At 50.2% G+C, this 23,887-nt stretch carries 19 protein-coding genes; all 19 read left to right on the forward strand.

Features of this window, described 5'->3' with window-relative positions; translation table 11 throughout:
- The first annotated feature begins 50 nt into the window (after positions 1-50).
- The 19 genes from EXW96_RS21200 (at position 51) to EXW96_RS21290 (ending at position 23,875) form a co-directional block, all read left to right on the forward strand.
- Complete coding sequence (locus EXW96_RS21200; protein ID WP_174351349.1) at positions 51-1,385, forward strand: MFS transporter; 1,335 nt, start codon at positions 51-53, stop codon at positions 1,383-1,385.
- Positions 1,386-1,430: 45 nt separating this feature from the next.
- Complete coding sequence (locus EXW96_RS21205) at positions 1,431-2,897, forward strand: aldehyde dehydrogenase family protein (protein WP_174351350.1); 1,467 nt, start codon at positions 1,431-1,433, stop codon at positions 2,895-2,897.
- A gap of 31 nt (positions 2,898-2,928) precedes the next feature.
- Positions 2,929-4,107, forward strand: a complete 1,179-nt coding sequence (locus tag EXW96_RS21210) for an iron-containing alcohol dehydrogenase (protein WP_174351351.1) — start codon at positions 2,929-2,931, stop codon at positions 4,105-4,107.
- A gap of 38 nt (positions 4,108-4,145) precedes the next feature.
- Positions 4,146-5,003, forward strand: coding sequence for a R2-like ligand-binding oxidase (locus EXW96_RS21215; protein ID WP_137670371.1), 858 nt, complete (start codon positions 4,146-4,148; stop codon positions 5,001-5,003).
- Positions 5,004-5,041: 38 nt separating this feature from the next.
- Positions 5,042-6,436: a UbiD family decarboxylase gene (locus EXW96_RS21220; protein ID WP_174351352.1), complete on the forward strand. Its 1,395-nt coding sequence runs from the start codon at positions 5,042-5,044 to the stop codon at positions 6,434-6,436.
- A 65-nt stretch (positions 6,437-6,501) separates the two neighbouring features.
- Positions 6,502-8,265 carry an adenine deaminase C-terminal domain-containing protein gene (locus EXW96_RS21225; RefSeq protein ID WP_174351353.1) on the forward strand — a complete coding sequence of 588 codons (1,764 nt, stop codon included), beginning with the start codon at positions 6,502-6,504 and terminating at the stop codon, positions 8,263-8,265.
- A gap of 187 nt (positions 8,266-8,452) precedes the next feature.
- Positions 8,453-9,751, forward strand: coding sequence for an IS110 family RNA-guided transposase (locus EXW96_RS21230; protein ID WP_375256441.1), 1,299 nt, complete (start codon positions 8,453-8,455; stop codon positions 9,749-9,751).
- Between the two features lie 564 nt (positions 9,752-10,315).
- Complete coding sequence (locus EXW96_RS21235; RefSeq protein ID WP_074728552.1) at positions 10,316-11,785, forward strand: aldehyde dehydrogenase family protein; 1,470 nt, start codon at positions 10,316-10,318, stop codon at positions 11,783-11,785.
- A gap of 404 nt (positions 11,786-12,189) precedes the next feature.
- Positions 12,190-13,083: an FAD binding domain-containing protein gene (locus EXW96_RS21240; protein ID WP_174351354.1), complete on the forward strand. Its 894-nt coding sequence runs from the start codon at positions 12,190-12,192 to the stop codon at positions 13,081-13,083.
- Complete coding sequence (locus EXW96_RS21245; protein WP_062409770.1) at positions 13,083-13,634, forward strand: (2Fe-2S)-binding protein; 552 nt, start codon at positions 13,083-13,085, stop codon at positions 13,632-13,634. Before EXW96_RS21240 ends, EXW96_RS21245 begins: the two co-directional genes overlap by 1 nt.
- A gap of 39 nt (positions 13,635-13,673) precedes the next feature.
- Entirely contained in the window at positions 13,674-16,043 is a 2,370-nt protein-coding gene (locus EXW96_RS21250; protein ID WP_062409769.1) for a xanthine dehydrogenase family protein molybdopterin-binding subunit, read from the forward strand.
- A 72-nt stretch (positions 16,044-16,115) separates the two neighbouring features.
- Complete coding sequence (locus tag EXW96_RS21255; RefSeq protein WP_062409768.1) at positions 16,116-16,553, forward strand: SRPBCC family protein; 438 nt, start codon at positions 16,116-16,118, stop codon at positions 16,551-16,553.
- A gap of 128 nt (positions 16,554-16,681) precedes the next feature.
- Entirely contained in the window at positions 16,682-17,800 is a 1,119-nt protein-coding gene (locus EXW96_RS21260) for an acyl-CoA dehydrogenase family protein (RefSeq protein ID WP_174351355.1), read from the forward strand.
- Positions 17,801-17,858: 58 nt separating this feature from the next.
- Positions 17,859-18,908, forward strand: coding sequence for an XdhC family protein (locus tag EXW96_RS21265; RefSeq protein WP_074728544.1), 1,050 nt, complete (start codon positions 17,859-17,861; stop codon positions 18,906-18,908).
- 12 nt (positions 18,909-18,920) lie between these two features.
- Positions 18,921-19,943, forward strand: a complete 1,023-nt coding sequence (gene moaA / locus EXW96_RS21270; protein ID WP_174351356.1) for a GTP 3',8-cyclase MoaA — start codon at positions 18,921-18,923, stop codon at positions 19,941-19,943.
- A 7-nt stretch (positions 19,944-19,950) separates the two neighbouring features.
- Positions 19,951-21,225: a molybdopterin molybdotransferase MoeA gene (locus tag EXW96_RS21275; protein ID WP_174351357.1), complete on the forward strand. Its 1,275-nt coding sequence runs from the start codon at positions 19,951-19,953 to the stop codon at positions 21,223-21,225.
- 219 nt (positions 21,226-21,444) lie between these two features.
- Entirely contained in the window at positions 21,445-22,245 is an 801-nt protein-coding gene (locus tag EXW96_RS21280) for an IclR family transcriptional regulator (protein ID WP_074728538.1), read from the forward strand.
- Positions 22,246-22,434: 189 nt separating this feature from the next.
- Positions 22,435-22,902, forward strand: coding sequence for a cupin domain-containing protein (locus tag EXW96_RS21285; RefSeq protein WP_054817529.1), 468 nt, complete (start codon positions 22,435-22,437; stop codon positions 22,900-22,902).
- Between the two features lie 76 nt (positions 22,903-22,978).
- On the forward strand, positions 22,979-23,875 hold the full coding sequence (locus EXW96_RS21290) for an NAD(P)-dependent oxidoreductase (protein ID WP_302621138.1): 897 nt from the start codon (positions 22,979-22,981) through the stop codon (positions 23,873-23,875).
- The last annotated feature ends 12 nt before the right edge of the window (positions 23,876-23,887 follow it).

Consider the following 23,887-nt stretch of genomic DNA (forward strand, 5'->3'; position numbering starts at 1 on the left):
GGGGCAAAGCGATCGCATGCATCACATACCCAATATCGGAGGGAAAGAAGATGTCACTCGCTACTCAGGAAAATACCAATAACAATGTGCCGAATGTTACGGTAAGCCGCAGACAAATGATTAATGCTTCAATTGCGTCACTTTTGGGCTGGTCGTTGGATTTGTTTGATTTGTTTATCCTGCTTTTTGTGGCGCCTGAGATCGGAAAGCTCTTCTTCCCAACGAGTATACCGACACTTTCTTTGGCTGCCGTCTATGCTTCGTTTGCCATCACTCTGATTATGAGACCGCTCGGCTCGGTGATTTTCGGCAACCTGGCGGACAGAACCGGCAGAAAGCGGGCGATGACCATCGCCGTTACCGGCGTAGGTATTTCTACCGCCCTGTTCGGAGCGCTGCCTACCGTTATGCAGATCGGGATTTTTGCATCGGTCCTGTTTATCATTCTGCGTTTGGTGCAGGGTATATTCGTCGGCGGTGTCGTTGCCTCCACACATACGATCGGCACCGAATCGGTTCCGCCCAAGTATCGCGGATTCATGTCAGGGCTGATCGGCGGCGGCGGAGCCGGACTGGGTGCGCTGCTTGCCTCCATTGTTTACTTTATCGTATCGGCCATCTTTCCGGGAGAGGCCTTCGGTGAGTGGGGCTGGCGGTTTATGTTCTTTACTGGGATTCTCAGTTCCATCCTTGGCCTTTTTGTTTTCAAGTCGCTGGAGGAGTCCCCCTACTGGGCGCAGCTTAAGCAGGTCCAAGACGATTCCAAACCCCAAAAAGCGCCTGCTCGTGTCGTATTTTCGCGGAATTACCGCTCCATTCTGATTGTGAATGTGATGATTGTGGCCGGCGGCGGGACGGCGTATTACCTGACCAGCGGGTATCTCCCCACTTTTCTTAAAATCATCAACCAGATCCCTGCGGAAACCGCATCGATGATTCTCATGGGCGCCAGTGTGATCGCGATTATATCCTCCGTGTTGTTTGGCACCCTCAGCGATTTTATCGGGCGCAAAAAAACGTTTTTGATCATCGGAACGATCAATCTTGTCATGCTTCCCATCTGTTATAACCAATTGGGAGGCGCAACCGGAATTGCTTCCATCACAGCTTATGTCTGGGGGCTGGCTTTTTTGGGCAATGCCGCATACGCCCCGGTTCTCATTTTCCTCAACGAACGTTTCCCTACAGCCATACGGTCCACCGGTACCGGACTTTCCTGGAATATGGGGTTTGCGGTTGGAGGCATCATGCCGACATTTGTTCAATTAGCCAGCGGAACGACGCAAAACATTCCTGCGATGCTCGGCTATTTTACCATAGGGATTTTTGTTATCTATCTGATTGGAAGCGTCATCATACCGGAAACCAAGGGAGAGTTCAAGTAATCGCGTCTGCACTGCAAAATTATCATGCTGCGGGAGATGATAAACATGTCTTCTTTAACCGAACAGAAACCGGCTGTTTATTACAATTACGTCGGCGGCGAATGGACGGAGTCCGCATCGCGGGAAAGGCTGGAATCGCGAAATCCGGCTACCGGGGAATTGGTCGGCTATGCGCAGAAATCAACGGAGACGGATATGCTGCAATCCATCGATTCTGTATACGAAGCCTATCGCACCAGTGACTGGGGAGTGAATCCGAAGCGGCGTTATGAAGCTTTATTGGAATTGGCCCGGCAAATCGAGAACAATATCGAACATTTGGCCCGGCTGATGACGATGGAGCAAGGAAAGCCGATCCGTGAATCCCGTGTGGAGCTTGCGGGGTGTGTGGATACCTTGAAATATTTTGCGGGCGCCGCCCGGACCGTATTCGGCCGCTCGGTACAGCTGGAGCCGGGGAATTTCGGCGTTATAGCCAAAGAGCCCATCGGCGTCGTAGGGATTATCTCGCCCTGGAACTGGCCGGCGCTGCTGATGATTCGGGAGCTGGCCCCCGCTTTGGCGGCAGGCAACGGAGTCATTGTCAAACCGGCGAGTCTTACGCCGATCATTTCCGTAGAGCTGTTTAAACTGATTGATCAGGTCCCGCATTTTCCCAAAGGCATTGTCAGTATTGTGACCGGTCCCGGACAATCGATCGGCGCCGTCATGGGATCGAGTAAAAAAATAGATATGATCAGCTTTACGGGAGATACATCCACCGGGAAAACGATCATGGCGCTTGCCGCAAGCAACATCAAAAAACTGGCTTTGGAGCTGGGCGGCAAGTCGCCGAATGTCGTGTTTGAGGATGCCCCGTTGGATAAAGCGATACCTCTGATCGGACGTTCCATTTTTATTTCCGCCGGACAGATCTGTATGGCCGGTTCCAGACTATTGGTTCACGAGTCCGTCAAGGAGGAGGTACTCTTCCGCTTGAAACAATATACCGAGAAGCTTTCAGTCGGCAACGGACTGCTGGAATCTACGGATATGGGCCCGCTGGTTTCGCAAAGTCAGCTTGATTTAGTGAACGAATATTGTGAAATCGGCCGCCGGGAAGGGAACATCATTACAGGCGGTTACCGTCTGACTGGCGGAGCGTACGATCAAGGCTATTTCTTTGCGCCAACGATCATTGACGATCTTTCATCGGACTGCCGTGTCGTCCGGGAAGAAATTTTCGGCCCGGTGCTTGCGGTGCAATCCTTTTCCAGTGACGAAGAAGCGCTTGCGCTGGCCAACGATACCGACTTTGGCTTGTCGGCGGGGGTGTGGACGTCCAGCTTGAACCGTGCGATGCGGATGTCCCGCGGAATTCAGGCCGGGACTGTCTGGATCAACACCTATAATAAGAACTTTCCGGAGGCCGAATTCGGGGGCTACAAGCAGAGCGGTCTGGGACGGACCAGAGGTGTGGACGGCCTGATGGAATATTGCGAAACCAAGCATATCCATTTTGAAATGGATTAACCAACGGATTGCGAGAGGAGGCAGGACAACGATGATCGGAAAGCTGGCGGTCGAACCGAAGGAATTTGAGTTTTCCTTCCATCTTCCTACGTTAATTGAGTTCGGATACGGCAAGGCGGCTCGTCTTGGAGAAAGATTGCTGCAGCTTGATGTAAGAAAAGTATTCATAGTCAGCGACAAAGGGGTAGCGTCAGCGGGCTTGCTTACCGCGATGACGGAATCGCTGCGGTCATCCGGGATCACGTTCGATCTCTATACGGATGTGGAGCCCGATCCCGGCCTGGAGACGATCGATCGCGGAGCTGCCGCATTCAGGACCCAACCTTACGACGGCATCGTTGCCGTCGGCGGGGGCAGCTCGATCGATGCCGCCAAAGGCATTCGCGCAGTAGCGGCCAACGGGGGAAGTATCGGAGATTATGCCGGTGTCAATCGAATTCCTGCGGCCAATCCCGTTCCCCTTATTGCCATCCCGACGACTTCCGGTACGGGAAGCGAGGTAACGATATTCGGCGTTTACTCGGATTGGCATAATCAAGTGAAAGTAACCGTAACAAGCCAGCACATGGCTCCGACGATCGCTTTGGTTGATCCGGAGCTCACGATGAATCTGCCGGCAAGGATGACGGCGGCTTCAGGTATTGATGCCTTGGCGCACGGGATCGAAACGTTCTTCTCCGTAAGATCCCGCCCGGCATCCGATGCCCTGGCCATGCGGGCCATTGCCGCCGTCAGCGCCAACTTGCGCCGTGCCGTTCATGACGGGTCCGATATCGAGGCCCGCATCGGAATGTCCCATGGAAGCTTGCTCGCCGGCATGGCTTTCAATAACGGATTTTTAGGCTTGGCCCATGCGATAGGCAGCGCTCTGTCAGGACATTGCCACGTTCCGCACGGGGTCGCGATCGGGCTGCTGCTTCCTTCCGTCGTCGAATTCAATGCCTCCGTCCGTCCGGAAAAGGCGGCGACGATTGCCCAGCTGATGGTTGCCATAGCCAATGGTGCGGGAACTAAAGCGGAAGGAGCCGCATCGGCTGTTGCCCAGATGGTGCGCGATATCGGGCTTCCAACCCGGCTTCGGGATGTCGGCGTACCGGAAGAGAAGCTGACGGATATCGCCAGGGATTCATTCAAAAGCGGTATGATGAAGTTTAATCCGCGTACGCCGACGGAACATGAAGTATTGGAGTTATTAGAAGGAATTTTCTAGTTTTACAAAGAATGTATATTATATTGGGGAGGTAATTGATGATGAGTCTAAACGAGAAGCAAGTTGAATCCGGGGATCTGATCCCAAGCCTTGACCGGTCTACGGACGAAGTGGCGTGGGACTTGTACCGCAAAGCGATCCGCTTCGGCACCTGGGACCCGGCCGCCATTGATCTGAGTCAGGACAAAGCTGATTTTGAGTCCCTTGATCCGGATCTTCAAGGCTATCTCATTCATTTTTGCACAGGCTTCCTGGATGCGGAAGAAAACGTGGCCCTAAAGTTCTGTCCGTGGATTATGCTCGGTTCTTCTACGGAGCAGCAGGCTTTTTTAAGCACTCAGCTGCTTGAGGAATTTAAGCATACGGAGTTTTTCATGCGTTATTTCAAGGAGGTTTTCGGTAAGGAACGCATTCCCGGTGTGAAAAATATCGTTCAGCAGAAGCTCGATGATCGGGTGAAAAAGATGCTGGCAGCTCTTGAGCAAGGACCCGGGGACCGTGAGGCCGCACTGGTAGAAGGGCTGACCCATTACCAAGGGATCATTGAAGGCGTTCAGGCCATGACCGGGTACGAAGTATTTGAAGCGGTATACGGAAGCAAAGGGCTGCTCCCGGGACTGGCGGAAGGATTCGCCCGCATTAAGGAAGACGAGGGCCGCCATGTCGGCTTCGGACTGCGCATGTTGAAGCTGTTTGCACGCAATCCTGTCCATGCCAAGCGTATTCGTGCAGTGTACGACGATTATCTTCCGTACATTCTGATCCGTTATGACCAGCCGGTCGTCGTGAACGGGAAGGAGTATCCGACGCCTCCTGAAGTTCGCGGGCGTGAACGTTTAACCAAAATGTTCGAACGGCGGCTTAAAGATATATTCGGTAAGCCTGCCGCAGTGTAAGCAAGCAGGAAACAATCATGCGGGGGAGGCTATTCTTTATGAAGGCCAAGACATTTCGCACATGGATAGAGTACCTTCACTCCAAAGACCGTTTGGCGGTCGTTGACAAAAAGGTCAGCTTGCAGTACGAAGCGGCGGCTGTCGCCAAAAAGCTTGACGGTGTGAAAGCCGTATATTTCTCACACGTGGAGGACTATCCGATTCCGGTTGTGTCGGGAATATGCTCTGCGCGGGAAGATTTTGCGGAAGCATTGGAAACCGATCTAAACGGAGTCATTCCGAGGTTTACCCAGGCCGTCTCCTCTCCACTTCCTTGCAAACCGGTTGATCGCGCGGAAGCGCCTGTCAAAGAAAATATCATTCGGGAGCATATCGATTTGATGAAGATGCTGCCGATTCCGGTTCACCATGAGAAGGATTCGGGAAATTACATCACCGCAGGGTTGTTTATCGTGCGCGATCCGGTCACGCGCAAACAGAACGTTTCGATTCATCGTTTGCAGGTTTCGGGAAAAGACAAACTGGGAGCCCTGCTGCTGCCCCGCCATACGCACCACTTATTTAAACAGGCCGAGGAGACCGGCAGGCCGCTGGAATGCGCTATTGTCATCGGCGTTGATCCGGTCACGCTGCTGGCTTCTCAAGCCAGCACTCCGTTTGGGGTAGATGAGCTGGAAATCGCAGGAGCCCTGCGCGGAGAGCCCCTGGAGGTAGTCCGCTGCGAAACGGTCGATATTGACGTCCCGGCGTATGCGGAGATCGTGCTGGAGGGCCAAATCCTGCCTCACGTACGCGAGCCGGAAGGGCCCTTCGGTGAATTTCCCAAGTACTATGGTCCCCGCAGCGATAAAGAAGTCGTCCAAATTACCGCAGTGACGCACCGCAATCATCCGATGTTTTACACCATCGTTCCCGCAGGCTATGAACATCTGCTGCTTGGGGGCATTCCCCGGGAAGCGAGCCTGTTCCAAACGATTCGCCAAACCGTACCGACGGTCCGGGCAGTCCATATGAGCGCCGGCGGGACTTGCCGCTACCATGCTGTCGTTTCCATCAAAAAAAGAAACGAAGGGGAAGCCAAAAATGCGATATTCGCCGCCTTTGCAAACAGCTTTGACATCAAGCATGTCGTCGTTGTGGATGAAGACGTGGACATCTTCAATATGGAGGAAGTGGAATGGGCGATCGCCACGCGTTTTCAGGCGGATAGGGATTTGGTGGTCGTCCATGGAGCACAGGGCTCCAAGCTCGATCCCTCTACGGATGAGGGGACGGGGGCAAAAATGGGGCTCGACTGCACGATTCCTCTGCAAAGCGAGCCCATGCGGTACTTGCGGGTTCGGATTCCGGGATTCGAAAAGATCGAATTGGAGGATTATGTGAATTCCGAAGCGGGAGTCCGTTCAATTCACCTGGAAGGAAAAAGCAGGTAGCGGCATGAACAGAGCCGGATTCGAGGTTTCTGGCGGTCACTCATCATGAGAAGGGGGTAGAAATCATGAACAGCACTTTACGTCATTTTACAGAGGAAAAATTAAGCGAGTTGATTTCTGTCTCCCGGTTCAGAGCACCGGCAACCGCTTGGATCAAGGAAGCCCACATACTTAACCTATATACCGGCGAATGGAGTAAACAAAATGTCGTCCTTTTTGAAGACCGCATCGCCTACGTGGGTGAAAAAGAGCCTTTGACCGATGCGAATACCCAAATCATCGAGGCGCAAGGGTATACCCTTGTGCCGGGCTACATCGAACCTCACGCCCATTCGTTTCATATGTACAATCCGCGGTCGCTGGGCGAATATGCGTTAGCCCGGGGAACAACAACGATCCTGCATGATAATATATCCTTCTTTCTTCAACTGCAGCAGCATGAATTCGAAGGATTGATCGAGGCTTTAGAGGGGATGCCGGTCAAAAATTTTTGGTGGGCGCGCCTGGACCCGAACGTAAGGGAAAAGGAGATGCAGCGGCAGTTTACAGCTGACCGCGTTCGGCGCATGCTGCGGAATCCGTCTGTGCTGCAAGCGGGGGAGCTTACCTATTGGAAGGAAGCCATTAACGGCGATCCGTCTATGATCGCCCGCATGCGGGAAGCGCGTCTCGCCGGCAAAAGGATCGAAACCCACAACCCCGGCGCATCCGTAGAAACCTTGAATGCTGTAGCGGCTGCGGGCGCGACCGGCTGCCACGAAAGTATTACGGCGGAAGAAGTGATGAGAAGGCTTCGTTTAGGCTACTATGCCACCCTTCGTCATTCTTCGATCCGGCCTGATTTGGGTGAATTGATCAAAGGCTTGCTCAATACCGGCTGCCGCTACTGGGACCGGATGATGCTGACAACCGACGGCTCACCGCCCTTCTTCCTTGCCGAGGGATTTACGGATGCCTGTATACGGATCGCCATCGACGCAGGATTGAACCCGGTGGACGCCTACCGGATGGCATCGCTTAATCCTGCCGTCTATTACGGTCTTGATCAGGATTTGGGAGGAATCAGTCCGGGACGGATCGCGGATATTGTCTTTCTGGAAGATCTGAGGAATCCCACTCCTGTGAAAGTGATGGCCAATGGGCGGATCGCTGCTGAGAGGGGGATGCTGACCGCCTCCTTTCCTGAGGTGGAATGGAGCAGGTATGGTATCGGGTCCCTTGCCGTTATGGATCCATGCGTACAGCCGGAATGGTTCGAGGTATATTGCGCGGAGGATAAAATACCGGTGATCGAACTGGTCAATGCCGTGATTACTCATAATCGATTGGAGCGGCTGACCGTCATCGACGGAAAAGTGCGGCTGACCGATTCACCGGGTTATGTGTACGTCTCGCTTCTTGACCGCAGAGGGGAATGGATCACGGTGGGCGTGATGAAGGGTTTTGGCGAAGTGGATGCTTTGGCCTCTACTTATTCTCTTACAGGCGATTTGATCGTTCTGGGAAGAGATCCGGTTCAGATGGCCCGGGCGGCCAATCATGTCCTTGCGGGTCAAGGCGGGATTTGCGTGGTTCATCAAGGGGACATGCGTTTCGATTTGTCCCTGCCCTTATTGGGTACGATGAGTCTGCTGGATATGGACGCCTTAATTGCGGAAACGTCACGATTGCTTGAGCTCCTGCGCGAATCGGGCTTTGGTTTTGCCGACCCGATTTATTCGCTTGAATTTTTATCTTCCACTCATTTGCCTAAGGTAAGGCTGACTTCCCAAGGGGTGATTAACATCAATAACGGAGAAATTTTAATTCCTTCCCGCCCGTTGAGATGAGACCACGGACCGGATGAACAGGGGAAGACATTGGTTGCATCAGCGGAGCGGCGCTATTCGATTTCGATAAAAGGAGCCATTCCTGTAATGAAGTAAATTGAGGTTTGAATGAAAAAAGCGTCTCCTGTATGCTGGGTCTTGGAATGGGACACATTCACTGCCCTAATTAAAAGGAGGACGCTCTACCATGAAGTATAAGCTGAAACAGAAGCAAAATCAACGAATTACAAGAATTTCCGAAAGAACGCTTGTCATCGGTGCGGACATTGCCAAGAAGATTCATGTAGCTCGTGCTGTGGACTTCCGTGGCCTTGAACTAGGCAAGGAATGCACTTTTTACAACGATCAAGAAGGGCTAATGAAACTAGCCTTGTGGATGAAGGAACTTCAGCAAGCTAATGCCAAAACGGAAATTGTATTTGGCGTTGAGCCTACTGGACACTACTGGTTCCCGTTGGCTGCATTCTTAGAAGGGCAAGGCATCAAAGTTGTAGTGGTGAATCCGCATCATGTAAACAAAACTAAAGAGCTGGAAGACAATTCACCGACCAAAAGCGACTACAAGGATGCTAAAGTCATTGCGGATTTAATCCGAAATGGCAAGTACTCTGAGCCCAGTCTTCCGACGAAGGAATATGCGGATTTGCGTATTCTGATGAATTTTCGAGAGAAGGTATCCATCAATCTCAAGCAAGTGAAGGCACGAATCGGGAACTGGTTCGATCGCTTCTTCCCAGAGTATTCCAGCGTATTTAAGGAATGGGACGGCAAGACCTCGCTTATGACCATGCGACGGTTTCCAACGCCAGAGGAGGTTGTCTCTACAGGCGCCAGAGGCATTCTCACACACTGGAAGACGGAAGTAAAGCGAGGCGTAGGCATCAAGCGAGCAGAGCAACTCTACGCTGCTGCAACGTCCTCCATTGGATTAACGGAAGGAACCATGGCAGCAAGGTTGGAATTATCCGCCCTATTAGAGCAGTTCGATCTGTTTATCAAGCAACTGGAGTCCACGATGCAGAAGGTGATGGAAATCCTGGAGAAAATTCCGGGAGCTGCACACATGCTAAGTATCCCAGGGGTTGGAGAAGTCACCGTAGCTGGATTTCTGGCTGAGGTAGGAGACCTGAACAAGTACGACCATGGCCAGCAGATCATCCGCCTGGCGGGTCTCAACCTGAAAGAGAACAGCTCTGGTAAACGTAAAGGGAAGACCGGCATCACCAAGCGAGGGCGATCTCGCCTCCGAGCGCTTTTGTTCCGTTGTATGATGCCGATGGTGGCCAAGAACGAAGTGTTCAAGGCTCTACACAAGCACTACACCACGCGGAGTCAGAATCCGCTGAAGAAAAAACAGTCGATCATCGCCCTATGTGGAAAACTCATTCGAATCTTATACACCTTGGGGACAAAGCAAAAAGAGTATGATGCAATCGATGTATTAGGACCCGTTCGACAAGCCCAGCTACAACGGAGTGCAGCTTAAAATTAATCAATGTCATCCTGAATTCTCACGTATTCATATGTGTACAACTTTGACAACGGAAGCACCGGAGAAGCCGAAGAACAATACACCATAAGGGCAACGACCCAGTAAGGGAGCAAGAATCGGCCTCCACCCCTTGAGAGGTAGAACGAAGGAATGTAAGGGCATAGACCCAGCGTGACATGGGAGGGTAAACCCCAAGGGTGAATGTGGAGATCCACTGTGCGATCATACCAATATATCCATAGTTTGGATAAAATCGAGTTCAAGCTCTATTCCCGCCACCGGCCCTTACAGAAAAAAATGTAATCTATTCAATTGTTCACCAATGTCTATCAACATCCTCAAGGCGTCAAAGTTGAAAAACTAAGAATGGGCGGGAAAACAGGAGAAAAAATTACTTTATAGTGGGAGGTGTTAAAGAACGTGGTGACAGGCAGGTTGGCATTTCTTAGGGGAGGTGATGTCTGTTCCATACACACGCTAAGGCCGTAAATTCACAACTGAACCGGATGATGATGGTTGTCAAGGATCGATAATAAACTTAATGAGGAGTGAAGCGGCATGTCTACGGTGTCTCCTGCTACGTTATGGAATAAAATTTTTATCGGCGGCGAATGGAAAGAAGGATCCAGTCAGCGGACCGCAGCGGTTACCAACAAATTCAGCGATGAAGTGATCACTGAAATTAGGCTCGCCAATAAGCAGGACATCCATGATGCCTATGAAGCGGCAAGGAAGGCTCAAGCGGAATGGGCGCAGGTACCCCCGCATGAGAAAGCCGCACTGATGGAAAAGGCTGCAGCACTTATAGCCGAACGTCAAGAGGAGATTGTCAAATGGCTTGTGGAAGAAAGCGGAAGCTCGCAATTAAAGGCATCAATTGAAGTGGGCGCTGCCATCGGGGATGTCAAGGAAGCGGCCAAGTATTGCTTCCGGATGAACGGCGAGATTCTTCCTTCCTTTATACCGGGAAAGGAGAACCGTATTTATCGTAATCCGGTCGGTGTCGTCGGAGCGATTACACCTTGGAACTGGCCGTTCTATTTGAGTATCCGGGTGGTGGCGCCGGCGATTGCGACCGGTAACGGGATTGTATTAAAGGCCGATTCCCAGACCCCGATCACAGGCGGCCTGATCATAGCCCAAATCTTTGAGGAAGCGGGAATACCGAAGGGATTGTTCAGCGTAGTGGTGTACGACCTGGAAGAAGTCGGCGACGATTTTGTGGAGCATCCGATTCCAAGAGTGATTTCATTTACGGGCTCTACAGCGGCAGGGAAAAGAGTTGCCGAAATTGCGGGCAGGCATTTGAAGAAGGTGGCCTTAGAGCTTGGCGGCAACAACGCATTTATTATTCTTGACGATGCGAATGTGGATCAAGCCGTCGCTTCCGCAGCCTTCGGCAAGTATTTGCATCAGGGTCAAATATGTATTGCAACCAACCGTTTTATCGTAGATCGCAAAATCTATCCGGAATTTGTTGAGAAATTTAAAGAAGCGACTTTAAAAGTGAAAGCCGGAAACCCGGCCGAGCCCGATACGATTATCGGTCCGATGATCAACCAAAAACAAATCGAAAAGGTTCAAAGCCTGATCACACAAAGCCTGAGTGAAGGGGCCAAGCTTGAGCTTGAAGGCAAAGTCGCAGGAAACGTCATCGAGCCTTATATTCTTACGGATGTAACGAACGATATGGCTGCCGCCAGGACGGAGATCTTCGGCCCTGTGGCGGTTATTATTCCTGTAGACGGCGAGGAAGAAGCGATCCGGATCGCGAATGATTGCGATTTTGGATTAAGCGGCGCGGTACACTCCGGATCGATCGAGCGGGGGATTAAAGTGGCGCAGCAAATTGTAACGGGCATGATTCACGTCAATGATCAGACCGTAAACGTGGAATCCCATATCCCGTTCGGCGGGGAAAAATCGTCCGGACTGGGCCGGTATTGCGGAGAATCAGCTTTGGAGGAATTCACAACGGTGAAATGGATTTCCGTCCAGCAGGAACCTCGGCAGTATCCGTTTTCTTAGTATTGCGGATGCTCCCGCGCATTTTCCAGGATCGAAGGTATACATTTGCAGCGGTGCTGTACACTTTTTTTATCACAGCATATGCTGGTTATAGTTTGTTTTTTCCGGGGCTGTTGATGGTAAATCAACAGCCTTTTTAACATAAAACTAGGAAAATCTTTTTTTTTCATAATATGAAAACAGTTTCATTGATAACGCTTTCCTGAATTGTTATACTACTCTTAATTCCGGAAATATTATACAGAACATTCTGCTATGACAAGCAGCAAAATGTTGAATGCCCGATCACTTATAAAATATGAAGGGGTGATGAATATGACTTAAAAAAGCAAGATGGATATGGTAGCTGCTCCACAGGGTCAGTAGACATAAGCATAACTTTAAAATTAAGAGGTGAAAAGTTTATGTATCCGGCACCGATATCTGAATATTATGCTCCGTCATCATTAGAGGAGTGCTTAGAGCTGCTAGATCAGTACGGAAGCCAGGCGAAGATTGTCGCCGGCGGTCAAAGCGTGCTGCCTATATTGAAGCTGAGAATGATGGAAACATCAGCCGTCATTGACATTAACAAGGTGATGGAAATTCAGGAATTTGGCGAAAGATTCCGGGAACCGGGAAATCGGATTCTCAGAATCGGTGCATTGACCCGACACAAAACGCTGGCCACCCATCCTTTGGTGTTATCCAAATATCCTATTATTTCTGATGCGGCAAAATATATAGGAGATGTACAGATCAGAAATAGAGGAACCATTGGGGGCAGTTTGGTTCATGCGGATCCGGCAGCCGATCTTCCGGTACCGATCCTGGTTTTGGACGGCACCTTCCGGATTCGTTCGAAGGAAGGCGAGAGCATTTATTCTGCAGAAGACTTTTTCCTTGGTTTGATGACGACGGTTGTCGAGGATAACGAACTTCTTGTATATATTGACATTCCATCCCCGGAGCCGGGATCGGGATCTGCCTACAGTAAGCACGCCGTCGTGTTTGGCGATTTTTCGGTGATTAGCGTTGGAGCCCGGGTTACTCTGGCGGACGATATTTGTCAATCTTCCCGAATTTACGTCGGCGGAGTGAACCCCCGTCCGCAGCGAGCTGTAGACACCGAAAAGTTCCTTGTCGGGAAAACGGTTACAATGGAGCTTCTGCAGGAAGCAGCGGATGTCCTGGCCCAGGAAATCGAAGTGGAATCCGATATGCGCGCGACAGCTTCCTACCGCAAGGTTCTTCTCAAGGAATACGGGGTTAATGTGTTATCCAAAGCAGTCCGAAGAGCAAAGGGGGAAATTCTCTAATGGCGAATTCAGTACAGGGCGTTCAAACGGCCGGTGTAGATGGAACAAAAACGATTCAGGTGCGCGTCAATGGCCGGATCGTAGAGAAGCAGGTTCCGATCCGTATGCTGCTGGTGGATTTCTTGCGGGAAGAGCTGGGCTTTACGGGGACTCACGTGGGATGTTCGGTGGAAGGAAGATGCGGAGCATGTACCGTGGTGCTGAACGGAGAAGCGATCAAATCTTGTTTGATGTTGGCGGTTCAGGCCGAAGGCTCCAACATTATGACCGTAGAAGGACTGGGAGAGGCCGATAATCTTCATCCCATTCAGGAAGGCTTCTGGGAAAAACACGGCCTGCAATGCGGTTTTTGCACCCCCGGAATGATGATGTCCGCATATAATTTATTAAAGGTCAATCCGCATCCATCCGATACCGAAATCAGAGAAGCGCTGGTCGGCAACTTATGCAGATGTACCGGTTATCAGCACATTATCGAAGCGGTACAATATGCCGCAGATCGTTTAGCCTCTATGCCTAAGGAGCAGCGGGATAAATTATTGGCTAACTAGGATAAATAACTATTCTCTATTAAGGAGAGGATTCGGTGTATGACTACTACAACTGCATCTGAGACGAAATGGGTGGGACGGCCTATTCGTCGTCGTGAAGACCCCCGGTTATTAGTGGGAGAGGGAAAATATATTGCCGATTACACCTTACCCGGAACAACATATCTTCATGTGGTACGAAGTGTTCATGCGCATGCGCGAATTCGCCATATCGATATCAGCAAGGCGGAGAACTACCCTGGTGTGGTAGCGGTTGTGACCGGTGCGGAAGTGGCCGCAGCCATGAAGCCGATGCTCGTTCCATCCATTATCCCTAATTTGGGCGGGGAACTGCAGCTCCCGACCGTTTATCCGCTGGCGATCGATAAAGTCCTATGGGTAGGCGATCCGGTCGTGGCTGTGATAGCGGAAAGCAAATATATTGCCGAGGATGCGGCGCAACTGGTCGAGATTGAATATGAACCTTTGCCTGCTCTTATCAATCCGGAGGAAGCGCTCAAGCCCGAAGCTCCGAAGATCTATGAGGATTGGAAAAATAATGTGCTTTGGCATGGCGTACTCGCCAATGGAGATGTGGATAAAGCTTTTGAGGAAGCGGATTTTATCCTTTCCGAACGGTTTTACGGTCATCGTACGGGAGCGGCTCCGATGGAAACGCGGGGGGCGCTTGCCACCTATGACGGATTTGAGGGTTTGACCGTTCATGTCAATTCACAACGGCCGCATATTTTGAGGATGGCGATATCGCAAATCATGAACATTCCTCATCATAAGGTGCGGGTCATCGCTCCCAAGGACGTCGGCGGCGCCTTTGGAACCAAGGCTCCTGTCTATCGTGAAGAACTTCTCATCAGTTATTTGGCGTTAAAGCTGAAAAGACCTGTCAAATGGGTCGAAAACCGAATGGAAAGCCTGATGACGATCGGTCATGAACGTGACCAAATTCATAACCTGGAGCTTGCCGTTCGCAAGGATGGCAAAATTCTCGGCCTTAGAAACCGTATGATTGCCGATGTCGGGGATGGCAGAATCGGAGTTTACCTGGGATTTGTCATGTCATGGTTAGGTGCGGCGTACTTAACGAACGCTTACGATGTTCCAAGTGTCCATATCGATTTGTCTTGCGTAGTAACCAACAAGCCTTCATCCACACCCAGCAGGGCGTTCGGAGAATTCCCCGGCCGGTTTGCAATGGATTATGCGATGCATTTGGTAGCGAGGGAGCTGAAACTGGATCCCCGTCAAGTGTTTGAAACGAATATCATCAAGCAGTTCCCCCATGTTACAGCTACAGGAATCACGCATGATAGCGGAGATTATGAAGGCGCTTTCCAAAAGCTTCTCGAACACCTCGATTATGACCGGGTGAAAGAGGAGCAAAAAGAAGCGCGAAAGAACGGGCGTTTGATCGGTGTCGGCTTTGCTATGGGCTGTGAAATGTCCGGTCTGGGCTCGCAAATCTTTGTGCCGATGGAAAATCAACCGGGTTATGGGGCGGCTACCATTAAGATTGATGCTCATGGCATGGTTCAGGTATTTGAAGGGGACTCCCCGCAAGGGCAGGGCCATGAAACGACCATTGCGCAAGCCGTAGCGGACGAGCTTGGGATTACGATTGACGATGTATATATCAGTTATGGCGATACGTTCGGTACTCCATTCGCTTCGGGAACCTTGGGGAACCGGGGAGCGTCCTATACGGTTAGTGCCGCTGTTCTGGCTTGCCGGAAGCTGAAGCCGAAAATCCAAAAAATCGCCGCCCACATCCTGGGAGTAGACGCCGAACCGGAAGATTTTACTTTTGCCAATGGAGAAGTCATTTGGAATAAAGAACCGAGCAAAAGAATAAAGCTTAGGGATATCGCCGATGTAGCGATACTGGGGCCAACCAAACTTCCGGCCGGAATGGAAGCCGGTTTGGAAGCGACCGCTTACTTTGAAGCGGATATTGCCGGGATGCTGAGTATTGGTGTACACGGTGCGGTGGTTGAAGTGAATCCGGAAACGGGAGATTACAAGATTTTACGTTATGTCGTCGTAGACGATTGCGGAGTTCCGATTAATCCCATGATCGTTCGCGGGCAAGTTCACGGCGGTGTAGTTTTGGGAATAGGCAACACCCGGTATGAGAAATATTACTTCGATGAAACGGGCCAGCCTTTATCCACGACCTTAATGGAGTATCATATGCCATCGGCTGCCGATGTTCCCGATATCGAAATGATCGAGTACAACGTTCCCACTCCTTATACACCTTTGGGCACAAAGGGCAAGGGAGAGGGAATTCCGGGACCGGTCCCCGCTACCTTAGCCAGTGCGATCACAGATGCGATCGACCGTCCGGGGTTTAAGCTTCTGAATCTGCCTTTGACTGCGGAATCGATTTGGAGAACGTTAAATCAAAAGTAAAAACACGATTCTCGGGAGTTCTCTCCCGGGAAGTTTTTCTTCAATAAACAATGCTCAAGGAGAGTGGAATGAATGAAGGTGTCCGGTACTTATGAACTTCCGACCAATTCGGCTACGGCATATCAATTGCTTACGGATCCTGATGTTTTGATCCGAACCATGCCAGGGCTGAAATCGCTGCAAGCCATTGATGACAATACTTACAGTGCGGAGCTGGAGGTTGGAATCAAGATGGTGAAAGGGCGTTACAAAGGGACGGTAAAGCTGTTTGATGCGGTGGAAGGCGAACAATTCCGGTTGAGTATGGACGGCCAGGGGCCGTTAGGATTTGTACAGCAGGAAATGCTGATCAAACTCGAGCAGGTGGCCGACAACCGAACCAACGTCATATGCGAAGGCGAGGCTACGGTCGGGGGAGTGATTGCCGGGATCGGACAGCGGATGATGTCGGGTGTAGCCAGTTTATTAATGGGGCAATTTTTTAGCGCGATGAAGAAAGAAGCAAGCTGAATGACACGCAGCGACGCTGCATGACGGCTGACAATAAACTTCATTTCACGAGCACCAAAATCGCTGGAAGACAAGTCTGTGGTTTATAGCGGTTTTGGTGTGATTTTTCAATAGGGGAAGGTGGGAGGATGGTGGGACAGCAACCTATGGTATGGAAAGACTTATTGGATACTGCTAAAGACCTTGCCGAAGTCATTCGAAATCATATGGATAAAGAGACGGATAAGGAACGGGTGCTGTTAAAAGTTTGGCCGCAGCTCATACAAGCCGGGTTTCACCGCATGCTGGTGGACTCCCGTTTCGGAGGACTGGGGCTGGATCTGAGAAGTTACCTGCAGGTGATAAGGCAATTGGCTTACGGGGACGGAGCATTGACCCTGGCGGTTCATGTTCATAATGTTGCTGTGTACATGGTGTATGAGGTGGGAAAGAAAACGTTTCGGAGCCGCCTGAAAACATGGCTGGATGATGCAAGCCTGTTTGCGCTTGCCCGGTCAGAGGACGGAAGAGACTACAGGTATGATTTTTCTACCCGAATCTCGCAAAACCATGCTTCGATGATTCTCAACGGCCAAAAGGATTTCTGCACTCTTGCAGGTCTGGCTGATTATTATGTTGTTTTTGCACAGCCCGAGTGGAGTCAGCCATCGATGGACTCTTTACAGCTTTGCCTGGTTAACGGGAAGCATCCGGCCGTTGAAGTGATCAAATCCAATGGTCTGGATGCCATGGTCGCTTCTTCTACCTACAGCGTCCGTTTCAAATCCTATCCATTATCTCCGGCTGAGTTGGTCGGACAGCCTGGAGCGATTACGGGTTTAACCCATCCCGACATTCTCCCCCTTGGAATATGCGCTATCAACATCGGCATGGCCGATTTAGGAATAGAGCTTTTTATAGAGAAAGAAAGACAGCGCTGTGTCAAACCAAATGAAGACATGGAGATCGTGAGATGGCTAGGCCAAATCGATGTGCTTTCACACAGCGCACAATTATTATTGGATAAATCCATTGATTCCCGACCCATGTCCGAGGGCAATTCCGGCATTTGGTTGAGACGCGCAAAGGCAGCTTCCGACACGTTGATTCAGGATGTGACGGAAGGCGCTATCCGCCATTTGGGCATGGATGGAATCAAGTCTCCCAATCCTTTTATGTATTTAAGAAATAATTCATATGCCACTCGGATATTGCCTCCAAATACCCGAAAGTGCTTGTTGACACTCGGCTCTGAGCTAATCCAATGAATGGTTGAAGAGAAAAGCAGCGTATGAAAAATATATTCATGTCGGAGGAGTAATGGCTATGAATGATTCTTACCGGATTCTAAAGAAAATGAAAGAAAAGAAACAACAACGATTCGCCATGGCGACGATCATTGCCGTAGATGGTTCCACATACCGCCACCCGGGAGCAAAAATGTTAATCGGGGAAGACGACAGCCAATATGGAACGATTAGCGCCGGCTGTTTGGAAGAAGATTTAGCTTACCATGCCCGTGAGATCATTAACCATCGGCAGCCCAAGACAGTCATTTATGACTTAAGGTCGGAGGACGATTTGTCCTGGGGGCAGGGAGCCGGCTGCAACGGGAGCATCAAGGTTTATGTGGAGCCTAATGAATGGGAATATATCCCTCCTGATCACCATCAGCCCATATGGCCTGAAGTGGAATCGGTTCTGAATAACGGCAGCAAGGTTGCAAGCGCAAAACGTGTAAGTGACGATGACGCGCAAAGGGTGCATTTATTTTATACGGACAACGGGGCGGTCCTTGGGGACGCGGAAACAGGCTTGAAGGAGAAGATCATACCGGAGTTAAAGCGGTTTTTAATCAGCGGCAGGAAGATTGAATTAATCCGTTTAGCAGACGTTGAAGGCGAATTCTTACTTGAGCTGTACGAACCCAGAGAGCAGCTATACATTTTCGGGGCAGGGCCGGATGTGGAACCGATAGCCAGACTGGCCTCTCATTTGGATTTCTTTGTTACCATTATCGACCCCAAAACCAGTCGCTGTAACGCAGAAATTTTTCCAACGGCGGATCAATTGATCCCTGAGCATCCGGAGACTTATCTGCAAAAAAATAACATTCCCCAAACAAGCTATGTACTCATTATGACGCACAGCTTCCAGCGGGACCAATCGATTTTACGCGATTTGATTGCATCGCCGCCTCAGTATCTGGGGGTATTGGGACCCCGATTGAGAACCACGCGCCTCATGGCGCCCGATGCTTTGCCTGATTGGGTGCATTCACCTATAGGTTTAAGTATCGGTGCGGAAGGGCCTGAGGAGATCAGTGTCAGCATTATGGCCGAGCTGCTGAAAATCAAAAATAAAAAAATAACATGAGGGGGAGAGAAGATGGATCAGATCAGCAAAATGACAGACTCATTACAGCGCCCTCTACGTGATTTGCGGATTTCCGTAACCGATCGCTGCAATTTCCGCTGCCGTTATTGTATGCCGAAAGAGTTGTTTGGTCCAGACCATCTGTTCCTTCCAAAAGATCAGCTGCTCGGTTTTGAGGAAATCGCCCGTTTAGCCCGCATTTTCGCATCCCTCGGCGTTGAAAAAATCCGCATCACTGGCGGAGAGCCGCTGCTGCGCAAGGAACTGCCGAATCTAATCCGGATGCTGCGGTCGATCGAAGGTGTGAATGACGTCACCTTAACCACCAATGGTTCACTGCTGGCAAAATATGCAGAGGAGCTGAAGAATGCAGGTCTTCAGCGGATCAATGTCAGTTTGGACAGCATAGACGAGAACCGGTTTGGCCAAATGAACGGCGGGCGATGCGATGTCCGAACGGTAATGGAAGGCATCGATGCCGCATCGAAAGCCGGGATGAAAGTCAAAGTGAACATGGTCGTCATTCGAGGGATCAATGATCAGGATATCGTGCCTATGGCCCGATTTTTCCGCGGGACGGGGCATATTTTACGTTATATTGAGTTTATGGATGTCGGAAACAGCAACGGCTGGAATCTCAAGCATGTGGTGTCCAAGCAAGAAATCATCGAACGCATTCATGCCGAGATGCCTTTGGAACGAATGCGTTCCGATTATTTGGGGGAAGTGGCCGACCGCTACCGCTATGAGGGAACGGACGAAGAAATCGGCGTTATTTCTTCCGTAACCGATTCCTTTTGTTCGACCTGTACAAGGGCTCGCCTGTCGGCGGACGGTTTCCTGTACACCTGTCTGTTTGCTTCTCAAGGAACAGATCTGCGTTCGCTGATCCGCTCCGGAGCGGAGGATGAAGAGATACGCCGGTTGATTATGGGGGTATGGGGCAGCCGCCGGGACCGTTACTCCGACGAGCGGCTTCTCCACACCAAGAACCCGGAGAAAAAGAAAATCGAGATGTCCTACATTGGAGGCTGAAACCGATATGGCGTTATATATACCTAATGCTTCGCCCATTCCGTTGGAGGAGGCGCAGCGTCTTGTTCTCGCCACAGTTCGTCCCCTTCCGCTCGCTTCTATTCCTTTATCCCGAGCGTACGGGTATTGTCTTGCGGACCCTGTGCTGTCCGATCATAACGTCCCGATGTATGACCGTTCTACGGTAGACGGGTATGCCCTGAGGGCGGAGGACGTGAAATGGGCCAGCCGTTCAACCCCTGTGAAGCTGAACACTATTGAAGAAATTCCCGCCGGACATATACCGGAGAAGCAGATTGCCCCGGGCATGGCCAGCCGCATTATGACGGGAGCGCCTATCCCCAAAGGCGCGGATGCGGTAGTCAAAGTGGAGGAGACGGAGATTGGGGAAGATAAGGGGCGATCAAGCGTATGGATTTACCGTTCGGTTACGGCCGGCGAATCGATTCTAAGGAAGGGAGCGGATGTAGAGGAGGGCACAATCATCCTCCCGGAAGGGACCTTTATCGGACCTGTTGAGGCGGGTCTTCTGTCCACTTTTGGAGTCGGGGTTGTTCCGGTTTACGATAAACCTAAGGTCGGGATTCTCTCGACGGGAAGCGAGCTGCTGCATGTCGATCAACAGATCTCCCCCGGGAAACACCGTGACAGCAACGGTGTCATGCTGGCAGGACAGGTGAGAGCGGCCGGAGGCGACCCGGTTTATTTGGGGATTGTGCAGGATCACCCGGAAGAGCTGGAAAAACGCATAACCGAAGCGCTTCAGCAGGTGGATGTTCTGGTCACCAGCGGAGGCGTTTCTATGGGGGACTATGATTTCCTCGGAAATACATTTGAGAAAATCGGCGCAAAAGTGGTGTTCTGGAAAACATTAATCCGTCCAGGGATGCCTGCGCTGTTTGGAACCTGGCAGGATAAGCCCATTTTTGCCTTAGCGGGAAATCCGGCCTCGTCTTACGTGAACGCTTGGCTTTATTTGTTGCCGGCGATTCGCAGGATGTGCGGGCGGAGGAATCCGCTGCCTCAACGGTTAACCGGGATATGCGACGAACCGATTGCCATGATGCCGATGCCTCATACCCGTTTTTTACGCGGGTTCGCTTATATTTCTTCCTCGGGTGAATTGCGGGTGAAGATTGCCCGCAAGCAGGCTTCCGGTATCCTGTCCAGCTTTTTGGAAAGCAATTGCCTGGTTAGAGTGCCCGGGGAAAAAGGGTATGCCGCCGGCGAACGGGTTGAAATGGATCTGATAGGAACGCTGGGGGAAAGCGTTTGCCCCTGATCAATCGATTTGCTTTTTTAAGTGCAGCCCCAATGCTTATAAAATAAGCCTGTTGATTTGATGCAAATTAGCGTTTTTACTCGAAAATCCTTGAAACTTCAGGGGTTTTTTTGTCGTATATGATCAGATATTTTTGAATTATTCAAATATTTCATATTATGAATTTATTTTCATTGAATTAAACGATATTCACTGTTATATTTTCATTAGGGTGATGCTATGGAAAAGGAGAAAACTAGGATAAGGTCGGTTTCCAAGGCACTTCAAATTTTAAATCTGCTCGGGAAAAACCCGAGAGGATTGCTCATCAAGGAAATCAGTATTGACCTCCGTTTAAACTTAAGCACGACTTACCATTTAATCAATACGCTGCTCGATTACGGGTATGTCATCAAAACCAAGGATGATGTCTACTCGGTAGGTTATCAGATCCCGTTTTTAAACAATGCTTTTTTGCAATCGATGACCCCTGATGCCACACTGAACATGTATTTGCAGGAGCTTTCCAACATTACGCAGGAAACGGCCTATTTAGGCAAAGAGATTGATGATTCCGTGATTCTTACGGGCATTATCGATTGTCCTCAAGCCGTAAAAGTGAAAACGCTTTATATCGGGTATAAGGAATATCCCCATGCCCGCGCTCTGCCTAAATCGGTCATTGCGTTTTGGCCTGAATCCAAAATCGTGAATTATTTTAAAGACAATCCGTTCGAGCAATTAACGGAATCGACCCCATCCAACCTGGATGAATTAAAAACGGAGTTGGCTGAAGTCAAAAAGCGTGGCTATTGTTTGGACGATGAAGATTTTATGAAAGGGATCTGCTGCATCGCAGCTCCGGTTTTTGGAGCGAATAAAAAACCGATAGCAGCCTACTCCGTGACGATGCCGGTCGAACGATACAGACATCATAAAGACGAGTATATCCAGAAGGTTTGTATGATTGCCAAACAAGCCTCGCAATCTTTAGGCTATTATGATTTTGAAGGAGGTGATTATCAGGTTTATCAGAGGTGAAATTCAACCCGGCAAGCCCCAACATCCGTTCAATATCTTTGCAGTCCGGGATGATCAAGTGGATCAGGCTGCTTCTCCTTCGCTTTCTGAAAGCGTTTGCGGCCATCATTTTATATTAAAAAAACGGCAGAGGTAGTGAAAATCAATTTTGATTTTCCACATAAAAAAATTTTTTGAGGAGGAATACCAATGAGTAATCTAAAGGATGTTCACAAACGTGTAATTCGCAGACAGGACGTAAAAGCCAATTGGGATGCATTTCCGGATTTTAAGAAAGCGACTTACAGATATATCGGCACATTGGCGGCTACGGAAACCACCATTCCGCCGGTGCTGATGGACAGCGCAATTTCGTTGGGCATTATTGAAGCGGGACCTGGTCCCCAAGCCAGATTGCATGACCATGAAGTCGAAGAAATTTTTATGCCTCTCGATGGACTATGGGAATTCTTTTGGGGTCCTAACGGCGAAGAGAGAGCAACATTAGGTCCATTGGACGTGATTTCGGTTCCGCCCGGGGTATTAAGAGGCTTTAATAATGTCGGCGGGGGAACCGGGCGCCTGCTGGTATTGAATACGAGCGCAAATGCCGAGGGAGCCGCTTTTGTGGCCAAGGAAGATCTCACTAACGTAACGGAAACGAACTATAAAAACTAAAATGAACCGGGTGTTACCCGTCATCTGATTGGCGGGTAACCCATTGTTAAACCGGCCTGCATAAGTGTTTCAATTTATGAAACAAAAGAGGGATAACATGAAAATCGGTTTCGCAGGACTGGGTAGAATGGGCTTTGCTATGGCACAAAGATTATTGCAGGCAGGCGTTGATCTGACCGTCTGGAACAGGACCAAGTCCAAGGCCCAGGATTTGTTGGATCAAGGTGCGAAGTGGGCGGAAACTCCGCTAGAATTAACTGAAAATTGCGAAATCTTATTTTCGATGGTTGCAGATGATCAAGCGGTTAAAGATATGTATACAAGCGAAGCCGGCCTGCTGCAAGGCGGCCTTAACGGTAAGCTCTTTATTGAAATGAGCACGGTTCATCCGGCCACCATCCGTGAATTAGCGGAAATGATCTGCCAAAAAGGCGGGAGTTTGATCGATTCGCCGGTATCAGGAACAGTGGTGCATGCCCGCGAAGGCAGCCTGATTGCTTTGATGGGCGGAGATGAAGAGAGCATTTCCCGGGCGAAGCCTGTTTTGGGGACATTTTGTAAAAGCATGAAACATATCGGCCCTGTGGGAACAGGCATGGTAATGAAGCTCGTTTTGAATATGCCGATGAATATATACTCCTACGCCTTATCGGAGGCCTTGGCCATAGGCGTAAAGGCGGGTATTGATTTGAAATCCATGCTCGAGTTCATTGCGGAAAGTCCTGCGGGAATCAAGGTCCTTCCCGTTAAGATTCCGGCGATACTTCAAGCGACGGAAGAAGTATCCTTCGATATCAAGGGGGTCAAAAAGGATCTGGCCAATATGATATCGGCCGGTCAATTCTATGGAGTTCCGACTCCTGCCGCCAGTATAACGCTTCTTTCCTATACGACAGCGGTTGCGGACGGTTGGGGCGACCGGGATTGGGGGGCGATCGTTCCTTATTTCATTGAAAAGGTTCTGAAAATGTAAAAAGAGGGGGAG

The sequence above is a fragment of the Paenibacillus sp. JMULE4 genome, assembly GCF_013337105.1.
GTDB classification, from domain to species: domain Bacteria; phylum Bacillota; class Bacilli; order Paenibacillales; family NBRC-103111; genus Paenibacillus_G; species Paenibacillus_G naphthalenovorans.

Coding starts and splice junctions, on each gene's coding strand:
- EXW96_RS21210 (WP_174351351.1), top strand. CDS start 2,929: ATGATCGGAAAGCTGGCGGTCGAACCGAAGGAATTTGAGTTTTCCTTC.
- EXW96_RS21230 (WP_375256441.1), top strand. CDS start 8,453: ATGAAGTATAAGCTGAAACAGAAGCAAAATCAACGAATTACAAGAATT.
- EXW96_RS21225 (WP_174351353.1), top strand. CDS start 6,502: ATGAACAGCACTTTACGTCATTTTACAGAGGAAAAATTAAGCGAGTTG.
- EXW96_RS21200 (WP_174351349.1), top strand. CDS start 51: ATGTCACTCGCTACTCAGGAAAATACCAATAACAATGTGCCGAATGTT.
- EXW96_RS21215 (WP_137670371.1), top strand. CDS start 4,146: ATGATGAGTCTAAACGAGAAGCAAGTTGAATCCGGGGATCTGATCCCA.
- EXW96_RS21220 (WP_174351352.1), top strand. CDS start 5,042: ATGAAGGCCAAGACATTTCGCACATGGATAGAGTACCTTCACTCCAAA.
- EXW96_RS21265 (WP_074728544.1), top strand. CDS start 17,859: ATGAATGATTCTTACCGGATTCTAAAGAAAATGAAAGAAAAGAAACAA.
- moaA (WP_174351356.1), top strand. CDS start 18,921: ATGGATCAGATCAGCAAAATGACAGACTCATTACAGCGCCCTCTACGT.
- EXW96_RS21260 (WP_174351355.1), top strand. CDS start 16,682: ATGGTGGGACAGCAACCTATGGTATGGAAAGACTTATTGGATACTGCT.
- EXW96_RS21290 (WP_302621138.1), top strand. CDS start 22,979: ATGAAACAAAAGAGGGATAACATGAAAATCGGTTTCGCAGGACTGGGT.
- EXW96_RS21205 (WP_174351350.1), top strand. CDS start 1,431: ATGTCTTCTTTAACCGAACAGAAACCGGCTGTTTATTACAATTACGTC.
- EXW96_RS21280 (WP_074728538.1), top strand. CDS start 21,445: ATGGAAAAGGAGAAAACTAGGATAAGGTCGGTTTCCAAGGCACTTCAA.
- EXW96_RS21250 (WP_062409769.1), top strand. CDS start 13,674: ATGACTACTACAACTGCATCTGAGACGAAATGGGTGGGACGGCCTATT.
- EXW96_RS21255 (WP_062409768.1), top strand. CDS start 16,116: ATGAAGGTGTCCGGTACTTATGAACTTCCGACCAATTCGGCTACGGCA.
- EXW96_RS21245 (WP_062409770.1), top strand. CDS start 13,083: ATGGCGAATTCAGTACAGGGCGTTCAAACGGCCGGTGTAGATGGAACA.
- EXW96_RS21275 (WP_174351357.1), top strand. CDS start 19,951: ATGGCGTTATATATACCTAATGCTTCGCCCATTCCGTTGGAGGAGGCG.
- EXW96_RS21240 (WP_174351354.1), top strand. CDS start 12,190: ATGTATCCGGCACCGATATCTGAATATTATGCTCCGTCATCATTAGAG.
- EXW96_RS21235 (WP_074728552.1), top strand. CDS start 10,316: ATGTCTACGGTGTCTCCTGCTACGTTATGGAATAAAATTTTTATCGGC.
- EXW96_RS21285 (WP_054817529.1), top strand. CDS start 22,435: ATGAGTAATCTAAAGGATGTTCACAAACGTGTAATTCGCAGACAGGAC.